21 protein-coding genes and 1 pseudogene are annotated in these 17,997 nt (G+C 48.9%); 15 read left to right on the top strand and 7 right to left on the bottom strand.

Going from position 1 to position 17,997, the window contains the following annotated elements:
* Nucleotides 1-31 precede the first annotated feature (31 nt).
* Genes ABU190_RS25160 through ABU190_RS25140 form a run of 5 tightly spaced genes read right to left on the bottom strand, consistent with a single transcriptional unit; the run spans nt 32 to nt 2,975 of the window.
* Complete coding sequence (locus ABU190_RS25160; protein WP_354692695.1) at nt 32-307, bottom strand: hypothetical protein; 276 nt, start codon at nt 305-307, stop codon at nt 32-34.
* The gene (locus ABU190_RS25155; protein WP_354692694.1) at nt 307-561 is read right to left on the bottom strand and encodes a hypothetical protein; all 255 of its coding nucleotides are present in this window, start codon (nt 559-561) and stop codon (nt 307-309) included. Before ABU190_RS25155 ends, ABU190_RS25160 begins: the two co-directional genes overlap by 1 nt.
* A complete protein-coding gene (locus ABU190_RS25150; RefSeq protein ID WP_354692693.1) occupies nt 558-1,415 on the bottom strand; it encodes an MmcB family DNA repair protein in 858 nt (285 codons plus the stop codon). The genes ABU190_RS25155 and ABU190_RS25150 overlap by 4 nt, the downstream gene beginning before the upstream one ends.
* Nucleotides 1,412-2,248 carry a chromosome partitioning protein ParB gene (locus ABU190_RS25145; RefSeq protein ID WP_354692692.1) on the bottom strand — a complete coding sequence of 279 codons (837 nt, stop codon included), beginning with the start codon at nt 2,246-2,248 and terminating at the stop codon, nt 1,412-1,414. The genes ABU190_RS25150 and ABU190_RS25145 overlap by 4 nt, the downstream gene beginning before the upstream one ends.
* Nucleotides 2,238-2,975, bottom strand: a complete 738-nt coding sequence (locus ABU190_RS25140; RefSeq protein ID WP_354692691.1) for a hypothetical protein — start codon at nt 2,973-2,975, stop codon at nt 2,238-2,240. The genes ABU190_RS25145 and ABU190_RS25140 overlap by 11 nt, the downstream gene beginning before the upstream one ends.
* Before the next feature lie 893 nt (nt 2,976-3,868).
* Between ABU190_RS25140 and ABU190_RS25135 the strand changes: the two are divergent.
* Together ABU190_RS25135 and ABU190_RS25130 are read left to right on the top strand one after the other, a co-directional pair.
* Nucleotides 3,869-4,513, top strand: a pseudogene (locus ABU190_RS25135) (DUF968 domain-containing protein); the annotation flags it as partial.
* Between the two features lie 17 nt (nt 4,514-4,530).
* Complete coding sequence (locus ABU190_RS25130; protein WP_090089276.1) at nt 4,531-4,896, top strand: antiterminator Q family protein; 366 nt, start codon at nt 4,531-4,533, stop codon at nt 4,894-4,896.
* On the opposite strand, the gene ABU190_RS25125 is transcribed toward ABU190_RS25130, so the two are convergent.
* Both ABU190_RS25125 and ABU190_RS25120 read right to left on the bottom strand, forming a co-directional pair.
* Entirely contained in the window at nt 4,885-5,880 is a 996-nt protein-coding gene (locus ABU190_RS25125; protein WP_090089274.1) for a RelA/SpoT domain-containing protein, read from the bottom strand. The two genes, ABU190_RS25130 and ABU190_RS25125, sit on opposite strands and share 12 nt — an antisense overlap.
* Nucleotides 5,877-6,962, bottom strand: a complete 1,086-nt coding sequence (locus ABU190_RS25120; RefSeq protein WP_354692690.1) for a nucleoid-associated protein — start codon at nt 6,960-6,962, stop codon at nt 5,877-5,879. The genes ABU190_RS25125 and ABU190_RS25120 overlap by 4 nt, the downstream gene beginning before the upstream one ends.
* Before the next feature lie 903 nt (nt 6,963-7,865).
* Between ABU190_RS25120 and ABU190_RS25115 the strand changes: the two genes are divergently transcribed.
* The 13 genes from ABU190_RS25115 to ABU190_RS25055 all read left to right on the top strand — a co-directional run.
* Entirely contained in the window at nt 7,866-8,054 is a 189-nt protein-coding gene (locus ABU190_RS25115; RefSeq protein WP_354692689.1) for a hypothetical protein, read from the top strand.
* Between the two features lie 475 nt (nt 8,055-8,529).
* On the top strand, nt 8,530-8,745 hold the full coding sequence (locus ABU190_RS25110) for a class II holin family protein (RefSeq protein ID WP_047371017.1): 216 nt from the start codon (nt 8,530-8,532) through the stop codon (nt 8,743-8,745).
* A complete protein-coding gene (locus ABU190_RS25105) occupies nt 8,745-9,281 on the top strand; it encodes a lysozyme (RefSeq protein WP_354692688.1) in 537 nt (178 codons plus the stop codon). Before ABU190_RS25110 ends, ABU190_RS25105 begins: the two co-directional genes overlap by 1 nt.
* Nucleotides 9,282-9,313: 32 nt before the next feature.
* Complete coding sequence (locus ABU190_RS25100) at nt 9,314-9,826, top strand: hypothetical protein (protein WP_354692713.1); 513 nt, start codon at nt 9,314-9,316, stop codon at nt 9,824-9,826.
* Entirely contained in the window at nt 9,823-10,047 is a 225-nt protein-coding gene (locus ABU190_RS25095) for a hypothetical protein (RefSeq protein WP_354692687.1), read from the top strand. Before ABU190_RS25100 ends, ABU190_RS25095 begins: the two co-directional genes overlap by 4 nt.
* A 70-nt stretch (nt 10,048-10,117) precedes the next feature.
* Nucleotides 10,118-10,792, top strand: a complete 675-nt coding sequence (locus tag ABU190_RS25090) for a hypothetical protein (RefSeq protein WP_354692686.1) — start codon at nt 10,118-10,120, stop codon at nt 10,790-10,792.
* Between the two features lie 316 nt (nt 10,793-11,108).
* Complete coding sequence (locus ABU190_RS25085; protein WP_354692685.1) at nt 11,109-11,615, top strand: hypothetical protein; 507 nt, start codon at nt 11,109-11,111, stop codon at nt 11,613-11,615.
* Nucleotides 11,615-11,953, top strand: coding sequence for a phage tail protein (locus ABU190_RS25080; RefSeq protein WP_354692684.1), 339 nt, complete (start codon nt 11,615-11,617; stop codon nt 11,951-11,953). Before ABU190_RS25085 ends, ABU190_RS25080 begins: the two co-directional genes overlap by 1 nt.
* Complete coding sequence (locus ABU190_RS25075) at nt 11,950-12,705, top strand: phage minor tail protein L (RefSeq protein ID WP_354692683.1); 756 nt, start codon at nt 11,950-11,952, stop codon at nt 12,703-12,705. Before ABU190_RS25080 ends, ABU190_RS25075 begins: the two co-directional genes overlap by 4 nt.
* A gap of 1 nt (nt 12,706) precedes the next feature.
* Nucleotides 12,707-13,417 carry a C40 family peptidase gene (locus ABU190_RS25070; RefSeq protein WP_354692682.1) on the top strand — a complete coding sequence of 237 codons (711 nt, stop codon included), beginning with the start codon at nt 12,707-12,709 and terminating at the stop codon, nt 13,415-13,417.
* Between the two features lie 31 nt (nt 13,418-13,448).
* Nucleotides 13,449-13,874 carry a hypothetical protein gene (locus tag ABU190_RS25065; protein ID WP_107224708.1) on the top strand — a complete coding sequence of 142 codons (426 nt, stop codon included), beginning with the start codon at nt 13,449-13,451 and terminating at the stop codon, nt 13,872-13,874.
* A gap of 39 nt (nt 13,875-13,913) precedes the next feature.
* Nucleotides 13,914-14,519: a tail assembly protein gene (locus tag ABU190_RS25060; RefSeq protein ID WP_354692681.1), complete on the top strand. Its 606-nt coding sequence runs from the start codon at nt 13,914-13,916 to the stop codon at nt 14,517-14,519.
* Nucleotides 14,520-14,570: 51 nt separating this feature from the next.
* Nucleotides 14,571-17,997, top strand: a 3,427-nt coding sequence (locus ABU190_RS25055) for a DUF1983 domain-containing protein (protein WP_354692680.1), incomplete at its 3' end; no start/stop codon positions are given.

The following is a 17,997-nucleotide window of genomic DNA, read 5'->3' as shown; positions in this document are numbered from 1 at the left end:
ACTAGCTCTCCACATAACCGGCTGCACCCGGTTATCGCTCATTGTAGGCACATGCGGAGCAGCCCCCGCGAGCACCTTCGTTACATTTGAGACAAAGCGCGTGTTCGACACGCCGCGCCTTCATATCCTGAATTACTGCTGGTGGCACCATCATCGGCAACACTACGTGAATCACCTGGCCTTTCAGTCGCTCAATCTCGGCGGCGTGCTCCAGTGCGATCTCTTTCCAATCCTTGGCCTCATCGCGCCACCAGGTAACATCTGATTTAAGGCGGCGCAAGCGCCGTTGTTTAAGTTTACTGGGCATCAGTCGTCATCCTCGTCTTCACCCCAGTCCTCATAACAATCACTGTCATAGTCCATCATCCCAGGCCGAATGAGTGGGTTAGTTGCTGCCAGCATTTCAGATGCTGCGCCTCGACGTTGCATCCTGCGAAGTGCCTCATACAGTTCAAACGCTTCCGTGCGTTCTTCGCCGATATCGAGGGAGCAAGCGAACTGGTATGCGTCGGTAATGAGTGATTCGAGCTTTTCAAAAACCTGTTCTTTTGTCGCTTTCATGCTGCGCTTTCCCCTGGTAGAGCCTGCAATCCTTCACTCAAAGTTTTTTCCAAGCGAGTTAAAACACCGCGTAGTCTTTGAATTTCTTCGTCACCAGTAAGTCGGCGTGTAGCCTCCCAGAGCGTACGGGTTAACATGTACATAGGCGCATTTGGTTCAAGGCCCAACGCCTTCGCCAGGTCCTGCTGTGCATCTGTAAGCCTTTCTTCGGACTCTTCACGGCGCTTGCGTCTGCGATCAATCTCTTCCTGGCTTTCCTTGCGAACCTCTTTAAGGAGTTCATCCCTGGCTTTAATTTCCTGTTCCAGGCGTTCTTTTGACCGAAGAGCACGACACACAAGATCAGCAATCTCAGCACCGTGAGTTTTCATAAGTTTTTGGTCAACAAAGTAGGTGTTAATTGCGCGACTTTTAATTTGTGTGCGCTCTACCTGCCGGGTAACACCATCCATTAGCAATTTCATCCATGCATCGCGGGGAAGGTTGTCTATCTGGCGCATGGTTGGTCCTTTCAGAGTGTGCCAGCCTGATTCTTTCCTTATCATCAGGCCGCACCCTTCTGGAATGTCGCTCTTTTTAAGTAGCCCTTCCGGTACCGCGAATACTACGCCGCCAGCGTATTTGAAGTATTTGGTGTACTTTCCGGCTGTGACGTCTGCGCGGAAGTCGCTTACGCTTACTTTCACCTCATAAACCACCGGGCAAAACTTGCTGTAGCTATGAGCCATTGAATAAACGTCAGGGCGGCATGTCCCGGATGGACCAAGTTGCATATCTTCCCAGCAGATACGAGCAGTGTTTTGGCGTAAATGTTCAGCCAGATCGTGAGCTAATTCGTTGTGTCCCCATTTCATGGTCGCGCTCCTTTGCTTTCACGCTGTGCTGAAATAGCCTTATGTTCATCAACAATCGCCAGTACCTCTGCCAGCGCGAGCCCTTCAAGCGTGACTACACCATTATCATCAATACCAGCTAGGCTGATTAGTTCGACGAGGCGGCGAGCGCTTTTGACGCTGATCTCCGGTGCGATAACTTTTTTAGTGATTTTCTTTTTGCCAGCGGCTGCTGCGACAGCGCGATCCTGTACAAGAACTTTCCCGGCGTTCTCGCCGTGCTCTCTTACACGCTCTACCGCAATCCCTACCGAAACTTCGCCATTTTTAACAATCTGCTGAACATCATGGTTAGCAGTGGCGAGGGTCAGTAACTTCTCAACCGTTGGGACCGACTTGTGAACAAGCTTCGCTATTTCCTGAGTGGTCAGGTTGAAAGTTGTAGCCAGTTCCTTAATTACCTGCGCCTGTTCCAGCGGGGTGAGGGGCAACTGGTTATTACTGGTCATGACACGAGCCAGGCGCTCAACGTCATTGCCCACAAACGGAACGATATGAATGTGATCAACGGGTTTGCCAGCGGCTTTACAGCGTTCATAGCAGCGACGGCGGCGGTGCCCTTCAACAACCCACACACCACCTTCATTACGGGCTGTGACTTCCAGAGGTGGCACTGTGCCACCGTTCATGAGGTACTCAAACAGAGCATCATCAGCCAGACGGGTGCGTTCGTCGTCGTCGCGTTTGTTAAATCCTTCTTTGACGTGAATATCGTTGAGGCTGATAAACATCCCGGTATCAGCACGTTTGATAACGCCAGAACGGGACATGAGTTTGAACGAGTTAGCGGCCATTGCTGGTGGCCTCCTCTTTGCTCTCGCGAATCAAGTTGGCGATAGCTTTGATCATCTCATCAGCGAAAGAGCGGTCAAAATCTCCTTCCGGTGCATCATCCATAAACTCAGTTGATGTGATGATAGTTCGGGCAATATCGGCAGCATTTTCCGGCGTGTCTTCAACAAAACCAGCATCCCACGCTGCCAGAATTCTGTTTGCCGCAAAGATTGCCCCCTCCTTGCGTGCATGATTGAGGACTTCCGCACGTAGGGCTGCGATATGAGCGTCGGTGGTTGGTATCCGCTTACTCAGTTCTTGAAGAGATTCCTCGCGGGTGAGAAAACCATTCTTACCGTCACTACTGCGCATATAACTCTCGTACCACAACTGCAAACCATCCGGAGTCATGTCGTCTGGCATTTCTGCAACAGCTTCGTCAGTAGTGCCCTCCAGCCACTCACGCGCCGCCTTGATGTCGCCTTGAGACAGGCAGAGCAAAGCCGCCTGCATACCGAGCATGGCGCGGTTATGTAGCCATGAGGTGCTTAGTTCACGAGCAGCCATCCCCAGCAAGAAGTTATTTTCAACTGCCAGTGCCTTACGCTGCTCCAGCGATTCGCTTAACGCCACGCTGGTAACGTCCAGACGGTTAGCCAGTTCGTTCATGATGTCGGCAGAAGCCGCCGGGAGATATTTTGCCGCTGTGCGTGCGGCTACCAGCAACTGCTCTTTAGTCATTCTCATCGTTAGTTCTCCATATATGTGCACGCTGCACCGCGCTGTTTTTTGGTTGTAGGAAACCCTCGCCAGTGGCGATTAAATAAATTGGATTTGATTGAAAATGGCGGCTGCACCCGCCGTTAGTTCTCCACACAACACAAAAGAGCACCTGCGGTGAGTGCCGCCCGTAGCGATTGGGTTATGAGCCGTCGCTGCGGTGATGCTCTTGTGTGTTGTGTAAAAGAGGGCGGTACCAGCCAGAACATTATCATCTGCCTCATAAGTGGAAGATGCTGATACCGCCCAAAGACTACACACAGCTATCGCGTTCCTGCGATTTGGTTGTGGTGGCCGGTGCTGAACTACCTCCGGCATAGGTCCGTCACGGCCAGGTTTTACTGACTGGCGACAGCGCATTTTGATAGCGCATCAGCCTGCGCATTCACCACAATCAAAAAGAGCGAACCATCCACGCTATTGGTGCAGGTACCGGGATTACCTGTGCAGGCTGCCGGGAGAACACAAAACAGCCGCACCACGTCGATTACAGTTTTGAACGCCCGCGCTCTTTGATTGTGGTGGTCCGTTAACGGGGACCAGTCGGACGGGGTTTAAGCCGTGCAGGGCGTTCTATAAGCGGGATTACGTCGTCAACCGCTTTCACTGCTGCACCAGGGAGGGCTACTTGTCGTTCACCTTCTCCAGAACACACCCTTCATGCTGACAAGGAGCGACCCGTTCCGAATCTAATTAAGTTGTGACACCAGGGCGCTACCCCTGCTTAATTCCCGAACGCCCTGTTTTGGTATTGGCAAACAACAATCTGCCCAGTCGGTTCTCGGGTCTTATCCCACTACTAGCGCTGCACCTCGCTTGAGGACGCCACAACGGAGAGAACACTGCTGGGACAAGACGCCTTGTGCTGGCACTGCGACAACCTGCTACGCGATCAGCAATCCAGTGCAGTGGAGTCTATCGCCCTGGCGAACTGTGCCGCTTACATCCTCACAGCGGTTCGCCGCGAGCTGGGGTTTGATGATACCCACGTACTGACGCTGCCCGAGCTTTGCTGGTGGCTGGCCCGCAATGGCCTGGCTGATGCAATACCCGAAACCGCAGCGCGTCAGGTATTGCGTCTGCCGAAACCAGTCATTCAATCAGTAACCAGAGAGGCCGACCTTGTGCCAACACGCGGACCCTCTGAGATTGTGCAGGAAACCGCAGCGCGCGTGCTGGCCCTCACAATAGACACGGAGACGCCGGAATCCTTCATGCTGCGCCCAAAGCGCCGCCGCTGGGAAAACCCCACATACACCCGCTGGGTTAAAGCACAACGATGCGCCTGCTGTAACAACCCGGCAGACGACCCACACCACGTTATTGGACATGGACAAGGAGGGATGGGAACCAAAGCGCACGACCTCTTCGTGATACCGCTGTGCAGAGCACATCACGACGAACTTCATCGGGACCCTGTGGCTTTCGAAGCCAAATATGGCAGTCAGCTTACGCTGCTGTTTCGTTTTTTAGACCATGCGTTAGCAATTGGCGTGCTCGCGTAAATATGTGGAGAGAATTGATGCGTGATATGTATGAAGTGATGGATTTATGGGGCGCATGGGCAGCATCAGACAATAGTGGAGTGGACTGGCAACCAATAGCTGCAGGTTTTAAGGGACTCTTACCACATGGCAAAAAATCTCGACTTCAATGCAGCGACGATGAAGGAATGATGATTGATGGGTGCCTTACTAGACTTAAAAAAAATAAACCAAATGAATACCAAATTATTATCGCTCATTTTGTTATTGGAATATCGCTTCGTACAATTGCAAAAAAAAGGAGATGTTCTGATGGTACTATTCGAAAAGAATTACAAACAGCATTAGGTTATGTTGAAGGTGTGCTATACACCCTTGAAGAATCAAAATTGCTATCTTCTTGAGTTGAATCCCAAATCACTAAAAGCTAACTCAAGCTCATGAATATAACCTGGAAGGGGCCATTGGTCCCTTATTTTTTCAACTGGGAGATTTTTAATTAAGTAATAAATAAATAAAATGCAAGGCTGAGAAAATAAAGTTTTACTTGTAGAGCGACTCCTGATTCTGGGGGGGAGATATGATTTTTTCGAAATTAACTCTCTGGTTGCAGATTCCGTTGCATTTGAAAAGTTTTCTTTAAAAGCATCTAAAACAACAAAGTTAGTTGACTCGTCGTAATGCATATAACCAGATCCTATAGTATCTCGATATATTTCACATAAAGCCTCATTTAAACGATTTCTATGTTTGTTAGTATCGTAAAGAAGCTTCATTGTTGCACAAAATAAATCATCGGTGGTTTCCATTAAGGCCATGCTGCGCGCTATGTGACGTTCAGCTGCTTTCGGAACAACTCCTGTCGGTTTATATATATTATCATGAACGAGCTCAGCATATGCATGTTGTAAAAGTGTTCTTATTTGAACTTCGCAGCATATGTTTTCAGGTACTTTTAAACCATCGATCTCCAGTGCAACTTTAGGACGTACTTCATAATGCTTCGATTGATAATCAAACAACTTCGGGTTCAACATTATTTCTTCTTGATAGTTTTTTGAAACCGTAGCTATAAACGAACTATTGTTTTCAATTACATCGCTTATCAGTTCTAAGTCCTCAGACAAAAGAACAACAAACCTTGCTCCCACAAGATCTGTCATCTGCGATATTGGATCGCTATAACCTTTTCTGGCGACTTTTCCAAGAGCCGAATTTATTTCTTTGACCCTTGGTTCAACTGGAATTTTAATGAAGCTCTTTATGTGACTGCCTCCTAACTTTGCACTGATATCACCTATTATGGTGTCAGCCACATAATGACCCCAAGATTCAAATACCTTATAGTTATTCTCCAAGTACTTTTGAAATTCATCATAATCAGTCATAAGCGACTCGTTAATCTACCATTAATTTTAACTGTGGTAGTATTATCGTTCTCATTTGGTGTTATTTCAACTAACTCTTTGAAGTTTTCTGGCGGTACTGACATCCAAATATCATTAGAGAAAATAAGTCGGCTCCTTCTCTTTAATTTAGATGCTATATAATCGTTATCTTTAATGAAAGAGGTTTCTGGAAGTTTCTTTTGTTTTGTTATTTTTTTGTAATCATCTTTTAGTTCATCAGGAAAGTGTTCGTCAGCGAAATTATTTATATTTAAAGTCGATTTTTTTGAGCGCAATTCGGTGCGCAGCGCCTCATGTAAGTTTAGTTTTTCTTCCTGCTCAATATCTGCATTGTTAATAAAGTCTCTAGTTATCTCATAAAAGTCTTGCGTAATTTTTTTTGAAGACTGATTGATGTCCATCCCAAGGAATGTGTTGTAAAAATAAGCAGCCGCTTTACTAGTGTCTGTAGAAGTCATTAAGTGATCGAACAAAAATGCTTTAAATAATTCTGATGGGTAGTTTCCCTTCTCATCAGGAGCACAATCCTCTATAGAAACTATAAATCCTATTTTATAAAACCGCTGAGATGGTGTGAGAAGAAGTTCATTAAGATATTGCATCATTAACTGTTGTTCATTTTCTTGCGTGCTGAAACCTGTTTGTGTTTCAGCCTTAATCACAGCTAAAAATGGTCTCTGTTCTTCTCCCACCTGCCCACTTACTATCAAGAGTATTCCGCCAGGGGCTCCACTATTAAACTGCGCTTCGGTGAGTTTATTTGCGAGTCTATGACTGACAGTGATGAAAGTAGCCTCATTATTTCGAAATGTAGAAGCAGCTAAATTTAGAAAACTATCAGCGACACCTGGTCGAATTGACATTTCAATTCCATGGGAGCGAGCAGCTAAAGCCTCAGTTATTCGCAGTTGTAAAGCATCTATGGCTTCTGTTTTGAAATTGAGCACCTGCTTACTCAATTTGGCAGGTGTCATTGACTTAGTTGCAGAACGGGGAAAAATTCTGTGAGCGATCACGCAGTTAATACATAAACCTTCAAAAGAAAACTCTATTCCAGCCATTCCTTGTTTCCTCAAGATCATTTTTACAACGAGAATACGAAAAAGCTAACGCGTACGCAAAAACTATTTTAACCTGTTAAGAGTGGTCTCATTGACACGAGCTTAAAAGATTCTTCTATGCCGTGATTTTCGTCATTGAATCTTATTTAAACCCTTGCTAGTAATGAGATTTCACACAGCAAGGAGAGTATATGGATAGATGCAGCAGTTGCTCAGAGCCACTACGCGATTCACTGTACGTAGAACTTGAAGGTCAGGAGTACAAGTCTTGTCCTAAATGTTCAGCAGATGCTGGTCACCACGTTTTTTACAGGATTGAAGAATTTGGTGACAGGGACATGGGAGATGGTCGTCATATTGTGCAATCATGGTGTCAGGCTTGCAGGAGTGAGCTGAAACCTTCGATTCCTCCATCGTTCACATGTGAATAAATTAAAGCAAATTCTAAGGCTCGCTTCGGCGGGCCTTTTTCATTTCTGGCCTCGGGAATCACACACAACCTTCACTTTTACGAAAGAGCCCGAAGGCCAGATCTTCAACCAGCACTGCATCTCGGCCTACCGAAGGTGAGAGATCCGAATCTAATGTTTCATGAAAAAAATTGCGCTTGTCAGTGAGTTATCAGAAAGGTGGGCTACACTTCCATTGCATGTCTTGTTATTAAAAACAAAAAATGCTCAGTAAATGGTGAATCCCCCTAAGCGGAGGGGCATAACTGACGGTCCTGTAGTTATATATGCATGCGGAACGTTGCAGTCAGTCGACGTTTCACCGGGAGGCACCCGGCACCATTCAGAGATGCTTTACCTGATTTGAAGCCTGTTCGTCCGAGCAGGCCATTTTTTATCGTAAAGCCGCATTTTGGTTTTCAGAGTGCAACTTCGTACGGATATGAGAGCTTCCATGAAAGACGGATTTTACTGGATTCAGTTTAACGGGCTGGTTCAAATTGCTTTGTTACTCACTGGAGGCGCAAGGGATGTTGAACGGGATCAAAAAGCACGTGACTACTGGCTTATTGATGGTGGGGTTGAGGTTGAACATGGAGACAACGTCAAGGTTGTTTATGGGCCTCTTGATATCCATGTTTAGCATCCTTGCTAACAAGCATCGATGCTTACCATTAAGCATGCACGGTCAATACGCGTCTTCTAGTAAGGACTGTTCAAAAATGGGTTCTCTTTTAGAATGTTATATGGATAGTCAGAGGAATTAATGAGTAGCCGCAAGACTGCCTCGTAAGTCATTGAATCCTCGACATGCATATCCAGTTCATACAATTCTGCGAATTCTTTCGATACTTCGATCATCAGAGATTTTCGGCATAGTAACCTGGGTGGTGAGGACCTAAGAATTCTGAGAGTCGCTCCCCCGATAATTTCAGCTTCGCTTTTCATAGATACCCTAAAATGTAAAAAAACAATCATGGCAGTTTTTTATCATTTGCCACAGACAAATATGATGTTTTTTTGATTCAGCGATGCCCTTATTTTACTCATCACAAGGCTGCCATATGGCGGCCTTTTTAATTCCTTCACACAGCACTTCCCGGATGCGGAGGTGGAGCATGCTACGAATGGACAAACTGACAACCGGCATTTCGTACGGTGCTTCCGGCGGAAGTGCCGCCTACTGGTTTAAACAACTTCTTGATGGTTACACCCCTGAGCAGTGGGCTGCGATTGGTGTAATTGGCAGTCTTTTTTTTGGCTTGCTGACTTATCTGACAAGCCTGTATTTCAAAATCAAAGAGGATCGGCGAAAAGCCGCCAGGGGTGAGTGATGGCAAACAGGGCAAAGCTTAGCGCGGCAATGTTGTCTCTCATCGCTGCAGGCGCATCAGCGCCGGTACTGTTTGATCAGTTCATCAGCGAGAAAGAGGGTAATGCGCTGGTGGCCGTCGTCGATCCCGGTGGCGTCTGGTCATTGTGTCATGGCGTAACGGTCATTGACGGCAAACCAGTTATCAAAGGGCAGAGAGCGACAGAGGAACAGTGCAGGAAGGTTAACGCTGTTGAGCGTGATAAGGCACTTGCATGGGTAGACCGAAATATAAAAGTGCCGCTAACTGAACCCCAGAAAGTAGGCATTGCGTCATTCTGTCCGTACAACATTGGCCCCTCTAAGTGTTTCCCCTCGACGTTCTACCAGCGCATTAATGCTGGCGACCGTAAAGGGGCATGTGAAGCAATTCGCTGGTGGATTAAAGACGGGGGCCGCGACTGTCGGCTGACCAAAGGCCAGGCGAACGGCTGTTACGGCCAGGTAGAGCGACGGGATCAGGAAAGCGCCCTGACGTGCTGGGGGGAATACCAGTGAAAACAAGGTACCTCATTGTTATTGGCGCTTTTATTCTGAGCATCATCGGTGGCCTGTCCTGGTCGGCATTTCACTACAGCGACAAAGCCGCAACTGCTGAGAGCGAAAACCGCGTACTCAAATCAGACAATGCTCTGCAGGGTCAGGTAATAGCCACTCAGGCATTCAACATAAACCGCTTCAATAAAACCGCTGAGACCGCCGCGCGGGCAAACGCAATTGTGGCCGGGAACAGCGAAACAACGGTAATCAAATACCGGGAGATATTACGCCGTGATAAAACCTGCGATCTGCCTGTTCCTGATGATATCGCTGGTGGGCTGCTCGAATACACGAACCGTTTACGTGCCGGGGCAATGCACGCCGATTCCGCCGGGGCTGACTCAGCCGATAGTGGCGCCACTCCCACCAGCACCCTGACATATTGCCAGGCGGTGTTGTGGATTCAACCACTGTTGGCCGCTATCGAAACAGCGAATAACCAGTTAGCGGGAATTCGCTACATTGAGCAACAACGACATCAACCAACAGAGGATACACCATGACCGTTCGTGCCAAGTTCCGCTGTCACTTTATCCAAAAAGCTGACGACAATTCTCATTGCACTGTCCACATGAGCCCCGTTACCGACAACACGTCAGAAAATAAAACCTGGTCGAAGTACACGCCGCGTGGCCTGCTGCAAATGCACATCTCTAACCCCGCTGCGTTCAGCCAGTTTGAGCAGGGTAAAGAGTATTACATTGATATCCAACCAACAGGCTGAGTAACTGGCATTACAGCAGATATTTTCTGGTTTTTGGTAATAATCCACCATTGACCAAAGGTAATTCTTCATGGATAGTATTTCAAAATTCATAAGAGAATACCTACCTATGGAAATCTTAAAAAAATTAAAGTCATTAGATCCGTATTTTTCAGTTGCTGAGAGAATATACAAACTTCTAGCTTTTATTGTGATTTTTTTTGGTGGTTCAATTGCTGGAGTTTTAGCCAGGGCGGCTCCTTTCTACAAAGATATTGGCTTGTTTGGTGTATTTGCTATTGCATTAATAGCTTCACTATTACTTGCAGCAACTTTTTATATGTTTAAGAGAGCGCTTCTTGCTGGTGCGCAACAAAAATATTATAACAATTTATTAGAGGTTAAGTCGGATGTTAATCCATTGGCTGAAAATTTTTCTGATGCAATCATTCATCTTGTCGATTTAAGATTGCCTGTTCTTGAGGCACAGCAAAATAAAACATTTAGACGTTGCCGATTGGTCGGTCCCTTAACTATCGCAATTTTAGGGTGCTCGATTGAGCATAGTAATTTTTCAAATTGTGGCGACGTTATTGCACTGCCAGATATTCAGGAGTTGGTACACCTAAATGGAGCGTTAGTATTTTTAAATTGCTCATTTTATAAATGCACCTTTACTGAGGTTACGGTAATAACAAATCAACAGTCGGCAAAGGCATTCAAAGAGAATATTCCTGGAATTAATGTTATTGGGCTGCATGTTTAATTATATCTATTGGCTAAATAATATAATTTTAACCCACTGGCATTTGGTCGGTGTGTTCGCCGCAAAAAAATGGCTGAACAAAAACGGTATGTTGGACAGAGACTATAAAACTCATCGTCTTGGCTCTGACGATTTTATTGTCGAAGATAGCCCGGAATAAGCAATATATGAAGTAAATCAGCCTCGCAATCGCGGGGCTTTTTTATTGCGCCTCGCACGCGCAGCCTAACGATATCTTTCAGTAGTGAGCCTGGGGCATTCCGCGTTATCGGGCGGTCTTCCCGTGCGACAGGCTCACACCTAAAAGGAAACAAACATGAACTGCCACATTAAAAAAGTGATCGTCAGCATTTCATCACTTGGCTCTACACTTTCCGGTGATCACCTTACTGTTCACGTGTACGCCAGCAATGAAGCTGAAAAGCTGTTAGTTGGTCGACTGGATTTTTTAGGTAAAACACTGAGTGGATTTAAACGTTCACTGACCGTGATTTGTCCCGATGGGTTTGAACTCTCAGCCATTGCTGTGGATGAATTCGGCGTGCCACATCCATTTAACGACAGGTGGGGCGTAGCGGTCTCTGATGATTTGTATTATCCATGTGGTGGGTTTCTTACTCCTGAAAAGGCTATGAGTAAAGAGCTATCCGGCGCTGCTGTCGATGTCCTGCATGCGCTTTTCTTCCGTGGTGCGCTGGTGGATGGCGATTTGCCGTCAAAGGCTGGTGCTGCTGAACTGCGTGAATTGGGTTATCGCGAACTGATGGCGCGTGATATTGCCCCAGGCGGTGCCGTATGGAATCTGGCTAAAGGAGGTCGTTAATGGCTATCGAAACATTTACCTGGTGCCCGCGCATCAACCCGGAGCAGGAAGTCAGTTTCCGAACACGTAAAGCACAGTTTGGTGATGGTTATGCGCAGGTTTCCGGCGATGGGCTCAATCCACGTTCGCAAAAGTGGACTCTGGAGTTTACGGGGAGCGAAACCTATATCACGACTATTAAAGCCTTTCTGGACAGGCATGGTGGGGTGAAAGCATTTCAGTGGACGCCGCCGCTTGAACCGCTGGGCTTATACCGTTGTGCAGGCTATAAACCCACGCCGCTGGGCAATAAAAAATACAACCTTTCCGTGACTTTTGAACAGACGTTTGCACCATGAGTTTAAACAACGATTATCAGAAACTGGAACCGGGTAACACCGTTCGGTTGTTTGAGGTGGACGGTACCGCGTTTGGCGCTGGCGAGGTTTTGAGGTTTCACAATCACAATATTCCCCATACAGAAGCGGAAATAACCTCTGCTGGTGGGGATGAGTCAAAACTTACGGCAAAATCCATCTGGTGGCAGGGCTTTGAGTATTCGGCATGGCCCTGTCAGATTGATGGCCTTGAAAAATCGACAAGCGGTAGTGGTGCAACGCCAAAACTCACTGTTGCGAATCTCGATGGTTCAATCACGGCGCTTTGTCTTGCATATGACGACCTGTTGAAAGCGACGGTCACGATACATGACACGCTGGCGCAGTATCTGGATGCGCGCAATTTCCCATCCGGCAATACCACTGCAGATCCCACTCAGGAAACATTGCAGGTCTGGTATATCGACGGGAAAAACACCGAAACATCAGAGGCTATCGAGTTTCGGTTAACCAGTCCGATGGACCTGCAGGGGTTAATGATCCCGACCCGGCAGCTTCATTCTCTCTGCTCCTGGTGTATTCGTGGTAAGTACCGCAGCGGTGATGGCTGTGACTATGCAGGCACGAACTACTTCGACAAAAACAACAACCCGGTGACAGATCCTTCACTGGACCAGTGCAACGGCACCCTGACCGCCTGCAAACTTCGTTTTGGGGAAAATAACGAACTTTCTTTTGGTGGATTCCCCGGCACGTCACTCATCAGGAGCTGATATGCGTCAGAAAACCATAGATGCCATCATGGCGCATGCCGCCACTGTATATCCCCGTGAATGTTGTGGTGTCGTGGCACAGAAAAGCCGCATTGAGCGGTATTTCCCGTGTCGGAATCTTGCCGTGGCGCCGGAGGACAATTTTGTCCTTTGCCCGGAAGACTACGCCGCCGCCGAAGACTGGGGAACGGTTACGGCTGTTGTGCATAGCCACCCCGATGCGACAACCCAGCCCAGCGAACTGGATAAAGCGCAATGCGACCTGATGGCGGTGTCCTGGCACATTGTCAGTTGGCCGGAAGGCGACTTGCGCACAATCAATCCGCGCGGCGAATTGCCGTTGCTCGAGCGGCCTTTTGTGCTGGGGATTTACGACTGCTGGGGGCTGGTAATGTCCTATTATCGGCAAACGTACGGCATTGAACTGCCGGATTACCGTGTTGATTATCCGTGGTGGGAGGACCAGTACCCAGACAATTTATATCAGGATAACTGGCATGAATGCGGATTCCGCGAGGTGCCAGGCGACCCGAAGCCGGGTGATGTGGTGATCATGCAGGTGCAGGCCAACAAATGGAATCATGCAGGGGTTTTGCTGGAAGGCAATATGATGTTGCATCACCTGTACGGTAGGCTTAGCAATCGCGTGCCGTACGGTGGTTACTGGACTGAAAGGACAATGAAAATACTGCGGTATAAGACTCTGTGCTAACCTTTGGCAAAACAAACGAAGGGGCAGGGATATGAAGCGAATCATACTGGCGCTGGCGATTGTGGGCTTAGTTGGCTGTGCAACAGAAGCGGTTTCACCCAGCAAGGCTAAAATCGTTCCAGATGAACGTGTTTTAACCGAGGGTGGGGGTGATGCTCAGTTAATTGTGACGCGCGATAATGGATGGTTGGTCGGTGGTGGCTGTTTCACAACTTTAACTCTCGACGGTACTCACATTGCTAGAATTGGCACGGGCGAGACCCTCACTTATAAAGTTAAAGCTGGCAGACATATTTTAGGCATTGCTGATGATCCTAAAGGTGGAGGTTTATGCGGCATCGGGAACGGTAAACCTTATAAAGAAACAAGCACTGTTATTTCTAATAATGAAACTCAAAAATTCAGGATCGCGGGTGATACTAATACTGGATTAGATATCAGGCCGACATCAAATTAATAAGAAACCTCCTCCGGGAGGTTTTTTTATGGGGAATCTATGGCTGAAATTATGACAAGAATTGAGCTTGGCGGTATCCTGGGTAAAACCTTCGGTAAAATTCATCATCGCCTGATCAGTACAACTCATGAAGCAACACGAGCATTAGCGGCAACCATTCCCGGCTTCGAAAAATTTATGATATCCAGCCAGCGCCGCGGGCTCACTTATGCTGTTTTTCGCGGCAAAAAGAATATTAGTGAGGATGATCTTGGTTTTCCTGTGTCGGGTGAGGTTATTCGAATTGTTCCGGTTGCGATTGGCAGTAAACGTGGCGGAGTGCTTCAAACAGTTTTGGGAGCCGTACTCGTTGTTGCTGGTGTCTTAATAAGTACATTCACGAGTTGGACAGTTGCAGGGGTTGGAGTCGGTGGGGCAATAACCAGCCTTGGGATTTCAATGATGGCTGGTGGCGTTATTCAGATGCTTTCCCCGCAAACAGCGGGATTAGCCAGTAAACAAGACGCTGATAATAAGCCGTCTTATGCATTTGGGAGCGTAACGAATACTGCCTCACAAGGATATCCAGTTCCATTGGGATATGGAAAGCGTCGTATCGGCGGTGCAATTATTTCGGCGGGGATTTACGTTGAAGACCAGCAATAAAATCACCTCAATTTAACAACCTCCTTCGGGAGGTTTTTTTATGGGCGCAATATGGCTAAAAAGATTCAGGGGCGCAAAGGTGGCAGCTCCAGTTCCCGCACGCCGACAGAACAGCCTGACGACCTCCAGTCGGTCGCGAAAGCAAAAATCCTGCTGGCGCTTGGTGAGGGTGAATTTTCCGGCGGACTAACCGGGCAGTCTATTTTTCTGGATGGTACGCCGTTACTTAATGCTGACGGTTCGTCAAATTTCAGCGGTGTAACCTGGGAGTTTCGTGCGGGCACACAGGCGCAGCCCTACATTCAGGGGATGCCCGGCAGTGAAAACGAAATTAGCGCAGGCGGCATTACCATTTCCAGCGCAACAGCCTGGACCCGTACATTTACGAATCCCCAGCTTTCTGCAGTTCGCCTGCGCCTTAAATGGCCCTCAATTTTCAGGCAGGAAGATGATGGCGATCTGGTCGGTTACAGCATTAACTACGCCATTGATCTGCAGACAGACGGCGGCGCGTTCCAGACGGTAATTAATACCTCAGTCAGCGGTAAAACGACCAGCGGTTACGAGCGCAGTCATCGCATCAATTTGCCAGCCGGTGCCACAACGTGGACGGTCCGACTGCGCAAAATTACGGCAGATGCAAACAGCGCAAAAATCGGCGACACGATGACGCTCCAGAGCTACACGGAGGTTATCGATGCCAAGCTTCGCTACCCCAACACAGCACTTCTCTATATCGAGTTCGACTCCAGCCAGTTTAATGGCTCAGTGCCGCAGATTTCCTGCGAACCCTATATGCGTGTTATCCGCGTGCCGGATAATTACGATCCCGTTACTCGTTCATATTCTGGGACATGGCAGGGTGGTTTTAAGTGGTCCTGGACTGATAACCCGGCGTGGATTTTTTACGATCTTGTCGTGACGGATCGTTTTGGGCTGGGCGACAGGCTGACGGCAGCTAACATCGATAAATGGATGCTGTATCAGGTTGCGCAGTACTGCGATCAGCTTGTCCCTGACGGGAAGGGCGGAGATGGTATGGAGCCCCGCTACACCTGCAATGTTTATGTGCAGGACCGTAACGACGCATACACAGTCATGAGGGATTTTGCGGCTATTTTCCGGGGTATGACGTACTGGGGCGGCAATCAGATTGTTGCTCTGGCTGATATGCCGCGTGACGTCGATTACAGCTACACCAACGCGAATACCCTTGACGGTAAATTCACATACAGCAGCAGCACTTCAAAAACCCGGTATACCACTGCACTGGTTTCATACTCCGACCCGGCGAACGGCTACGCCGACGCAATGGAACCTGTCTTCGAGCAGGAACTGGTCAGACGCTTTGGCTTTAACCAGCTTGAACTGACGGCTATCGGTTGCACCCGGCAATCGGAAGCAAACCGTAAGGGGCGCTGGGGCATTCTGACCAATAACAAAGACCGCGTGGTTACATTCTCCGTTGGTCTTGACGGGAATATCCCGCAGCCGGGATACATCATTGCGGTCAGTGACAGGGATCTGGCCGGAAAAGTGACAGGCGGCCGCATCAGCGCGGTAAGCGGTCGGGTACTGACGCTCGACCGTATGCCGGATGCCGTGGCGGGTGATCGCATCATGGTGAACCTGCCGACAGGCGCATCACAAAGCCGCACCATTCAGGCTGTCAGCGGTAATAAAGTCACCGTTTCGACGGTGTTCACGACAACGCCAGAAGCCCAGGCGGTGTGGGTGGTTGAGTCAGATTCGCTTTATGCCCAGCAATACCGCGTCGTCAGTGTTACGGAAAATGACGACGGCACATTCACCATCGTGGGTGCCGCACACGACCCGGATAAATATGCCCGCATCGATACAGGCGCGATTATCGATCAGCGCCCGGTAAGCGTTATCCCGCCGGGTAATCAGTCTGCACCTTCGAATATCGTCATTTCCAGCTACGCCGTTGTGAATCAGGGGATCAGCCTGGAGACGATGCGCGTCAGTTGGGACCAGGCACCAAACGCGATTTCGTATGAGGCCCAGTGGCGGCGTAACGATGGCGACTGGGTGAACGTACCCCGCAGTTCTACTGCGTCGTTTGAGGTGCCGGCCATTTACACCGGACGTTATCTTGCGCGGGTGCGGGCTATTAACGCGGCTGAAATTTCCTCAGGCTGGGGATATTCAACCGAGACAACACTGACCGGGAAAACAGGAAACCCGCCGAAACCTGTCGGTTTCACCGCATCAGACAATGTGGTTTTCGGCATTGAACTGAACTGGGGATTCCCTGCGAACACGGACGACACGCTGAAAACGGAAATTCAGTACAGTGCCACGGGTACGACTGATGATGCGGTTTTGCTGGCGGATGTGCCGTATCCGCTGCGCAAATATCAGCAGATGGGCCTCAAAGCGGGGCAGATTTTCTGGTACCGCGCACAACTGGTGGACAGGACCGGGAACGAGTCGGGTTACACCGGATGGGTGAGGGGGCAGTCCAGTGTTGATGTGTCTGATATCACTGATGCCGTGCTGGAGCAGATCAAGGATACCGAACTGTTCAAAGACCTTATTGAAAATGCCGTGGAGAGCAGTGAAAAGGTTGCTGAACTGGCAGAGGCGGTAAGTCAAAACGCCGATCAACTGGCGGCGGCAGTGGGCGCGAACCGGCAGACGGCAGAGGCCATCATTGGTAATGCCCTGGCCATCGCTGACGTAGTTGTCAGGCAATCTGCACAGAACGGCGCAAACAGCGCCTCATTCACTCAGTTGCGGGAGGTGATTACCACCGAAACACAGGCCCGCGTTACCGACGTGACGCGCCTGGAGGCGAAAACCGACCAGAACGCGGCACAGGTAACGCAGCTCACGCAGGCGCTCTCTGACGAGACGCAGGCCCGCGCCACGGCGGTTGATATACTGACGGCGCAAACGGAGGACAATGCCGCTAACGTAACCCAGCTTACACAGGCGGTGTCCACCCTCGACAGTTCTACCGCATCCCGTTTCGACGAACTGTCAGGGAAAACGGCTAATGCGTCTGGAGGGGTGCAAAACACGGCGATTGCACTGATTCAGAACACACTGGCGCAGGTGAGCCAGCAGGTAAAACAGAGTGCGCAGTATGGTGCCAACGCGGCTGGCATTAATCGCGTTGATAATGTGATGGCCGATGCAACGAAAGCACTCAGCGAGTCGCTGAAAACCCTGGATGCCACGGCTGGTGGCAATACATCAAACGTGACTGATTTTTCGAAAGCGATGGCGGATTTCAGCCTGGCGTCGGCGACGAAAATCAACTCACTGAGCGTCACGGTAAACGACCAGACCACGGTCATCACCACTAACGCTCAGGCAGTTGCAGATATCAATGGCAACCTGAACGCGCTGTATTCGATAAAGGTCGGTGTGGATGTCAACGGTGTGCAATACGCGGCAGGGATGGGGCTGGGTGTGCAGAACACACCCAACGGCATGCAGTCACAGGTTA

This window comes from Phytobacter sp. RSE-02, from assembly GCF_040578655.1.
In the GTDB taxonomy this organism is placed as follows: Bacteria; Pseudomonadota; Gammaproteobacteria; order Enterobacterales; family Enterobacteriaceae; genus Phytobacter; species Phytobacter diazotrophicus.
Note: the sequence above shows the minus strand (reverse complement) of the source record. Positions and strands in the feature narration are given on the sequence as shown.

Coding starts and splice junctions, on each gene's coding strand:
- ABU190_RS25115 (WP_354692689.1), top strand. CDS start 7,866: ATGAAAGACGGATTTTACTGGATTCAGTTTAACGGGCTGGTTCAAATT.
- ABU190_RS25105 (WP_354692688.1), top strand. CDS start 8,745: ATGGCAAACAGGGCAAAGCTTAGCGCGGCAATGTTGTCTCTCATCGCT.
- ABU190_RS25150 (WP_354692693.1), bottom strand. CDS start 1,415: ATGAAATGGGGACACAACGAATTAGCTCACGATCTGGCTGAACATTTA.
- ABU190_RS25155 (WP_354692694.1), bottom strand. CDS start 561: ATGAAAGCGACAAAAGAACAGGTTTTTGAAAAGCTCGAATCACTCATT.
- ABU190_RS25090 (WP_354692686.1), top strand. CDS start 10,118: ATGGATAGTATTTCAAAATTCATAAGAGAATACCTACCTATGGAAATC.
- ABU190_RS25070 (WP_354692682.1), top strand. CDS start 12,707: ATGCGTCAGAAAACCATAGATGCCATCATGGCGCATGCCGCCACTGTA.
- ABU190_RS25095 (WP_354692687.1), top strand. CDS start 9,823: ATGACCGTTCGTGCCAAGTTCCGCTGTCACTTTATCCAAAAAGCTGAC.
- ABU190_RS25125 (WP_090089274.1), bottom strand. CDS start 5,880: ATGACTGATTATGATGAATTTCAAAAGTACTTGGAGAATAACTATAAG.
- ABU190_RS25120 (WP_354692690.1), bottom strand. CDS start 6,962: ATGGCTGGAATAGAGTTTTCTTTTGAAGGTTTATGTATTAACTGCGTG.
- ABU190_RS25110 (WP_047371017.1), top strand. CDS start 8,530: ATGCTACGAATGGACAAACTGACAACCGGCATTTCGTACGGTGCTTCC.
- ABU190_RS25160 (WP_354692695.1), bottom strand. CDS start 307: ATGCCCAGTAAACTTAAACAACGGCGCTTGCGCCGCCTTAAATCAGAT.
- ABU190_RS25140 (WP_354692691.1), bottom strand. CDS start 2,975: ATGAGAATGACTAAAGAGCAGTTGCTGGTAGCCGCACGCACAGCGGCA.
- ABU190_RS25130 (WP_090089276.1), top strand. CDS start 4,531: ATGCGTGATATGTATGAAGTGATGGATTTATGGGGCGCATGGGCAGCA.
- ABU190_RS25080 (WP_354692684.1), top strand. CDS start 11,615: ATGGCTATCGAAACATTTACCTGGTGCCCGCGCATCAACCCGGAGCAG.
- ABU190_RS25145 (WP_354692692.1), bottom strand. CDS start 2,248: ATGGCCGCTAACTCGTTCAAACTCATGTCCCGTTCTGGCGTTATCAAA.
- ABU190_RS25060 (WP_354692681.1), top strand. CDS start 13,914: ATGGCTGAAATTATGACAAGAATTGAGCTTGGCGGTATCCTGGGTAAA.
- ABU190_RS25065 (WP_107224708.1), top strand. CDS start 13,449: ATGAAGCGAATCATACTGGCGCTGGCGATTGTGGGCTTAGTTGGCTGT.
- ABU190_RS25075 (WP_354692683.1), top strand. CDS start 11,950: ATGAGTTTAAACAACGATTATCAGAAACTGGAACCGGGTAACACCGTT.
- ABU190_RS25085 (WP_354692685.1), top strand. CDS start 11,109: ATGAACTGCCACATTAAAAAAGTGATCGTCAGCATTTCATCACTTGGC.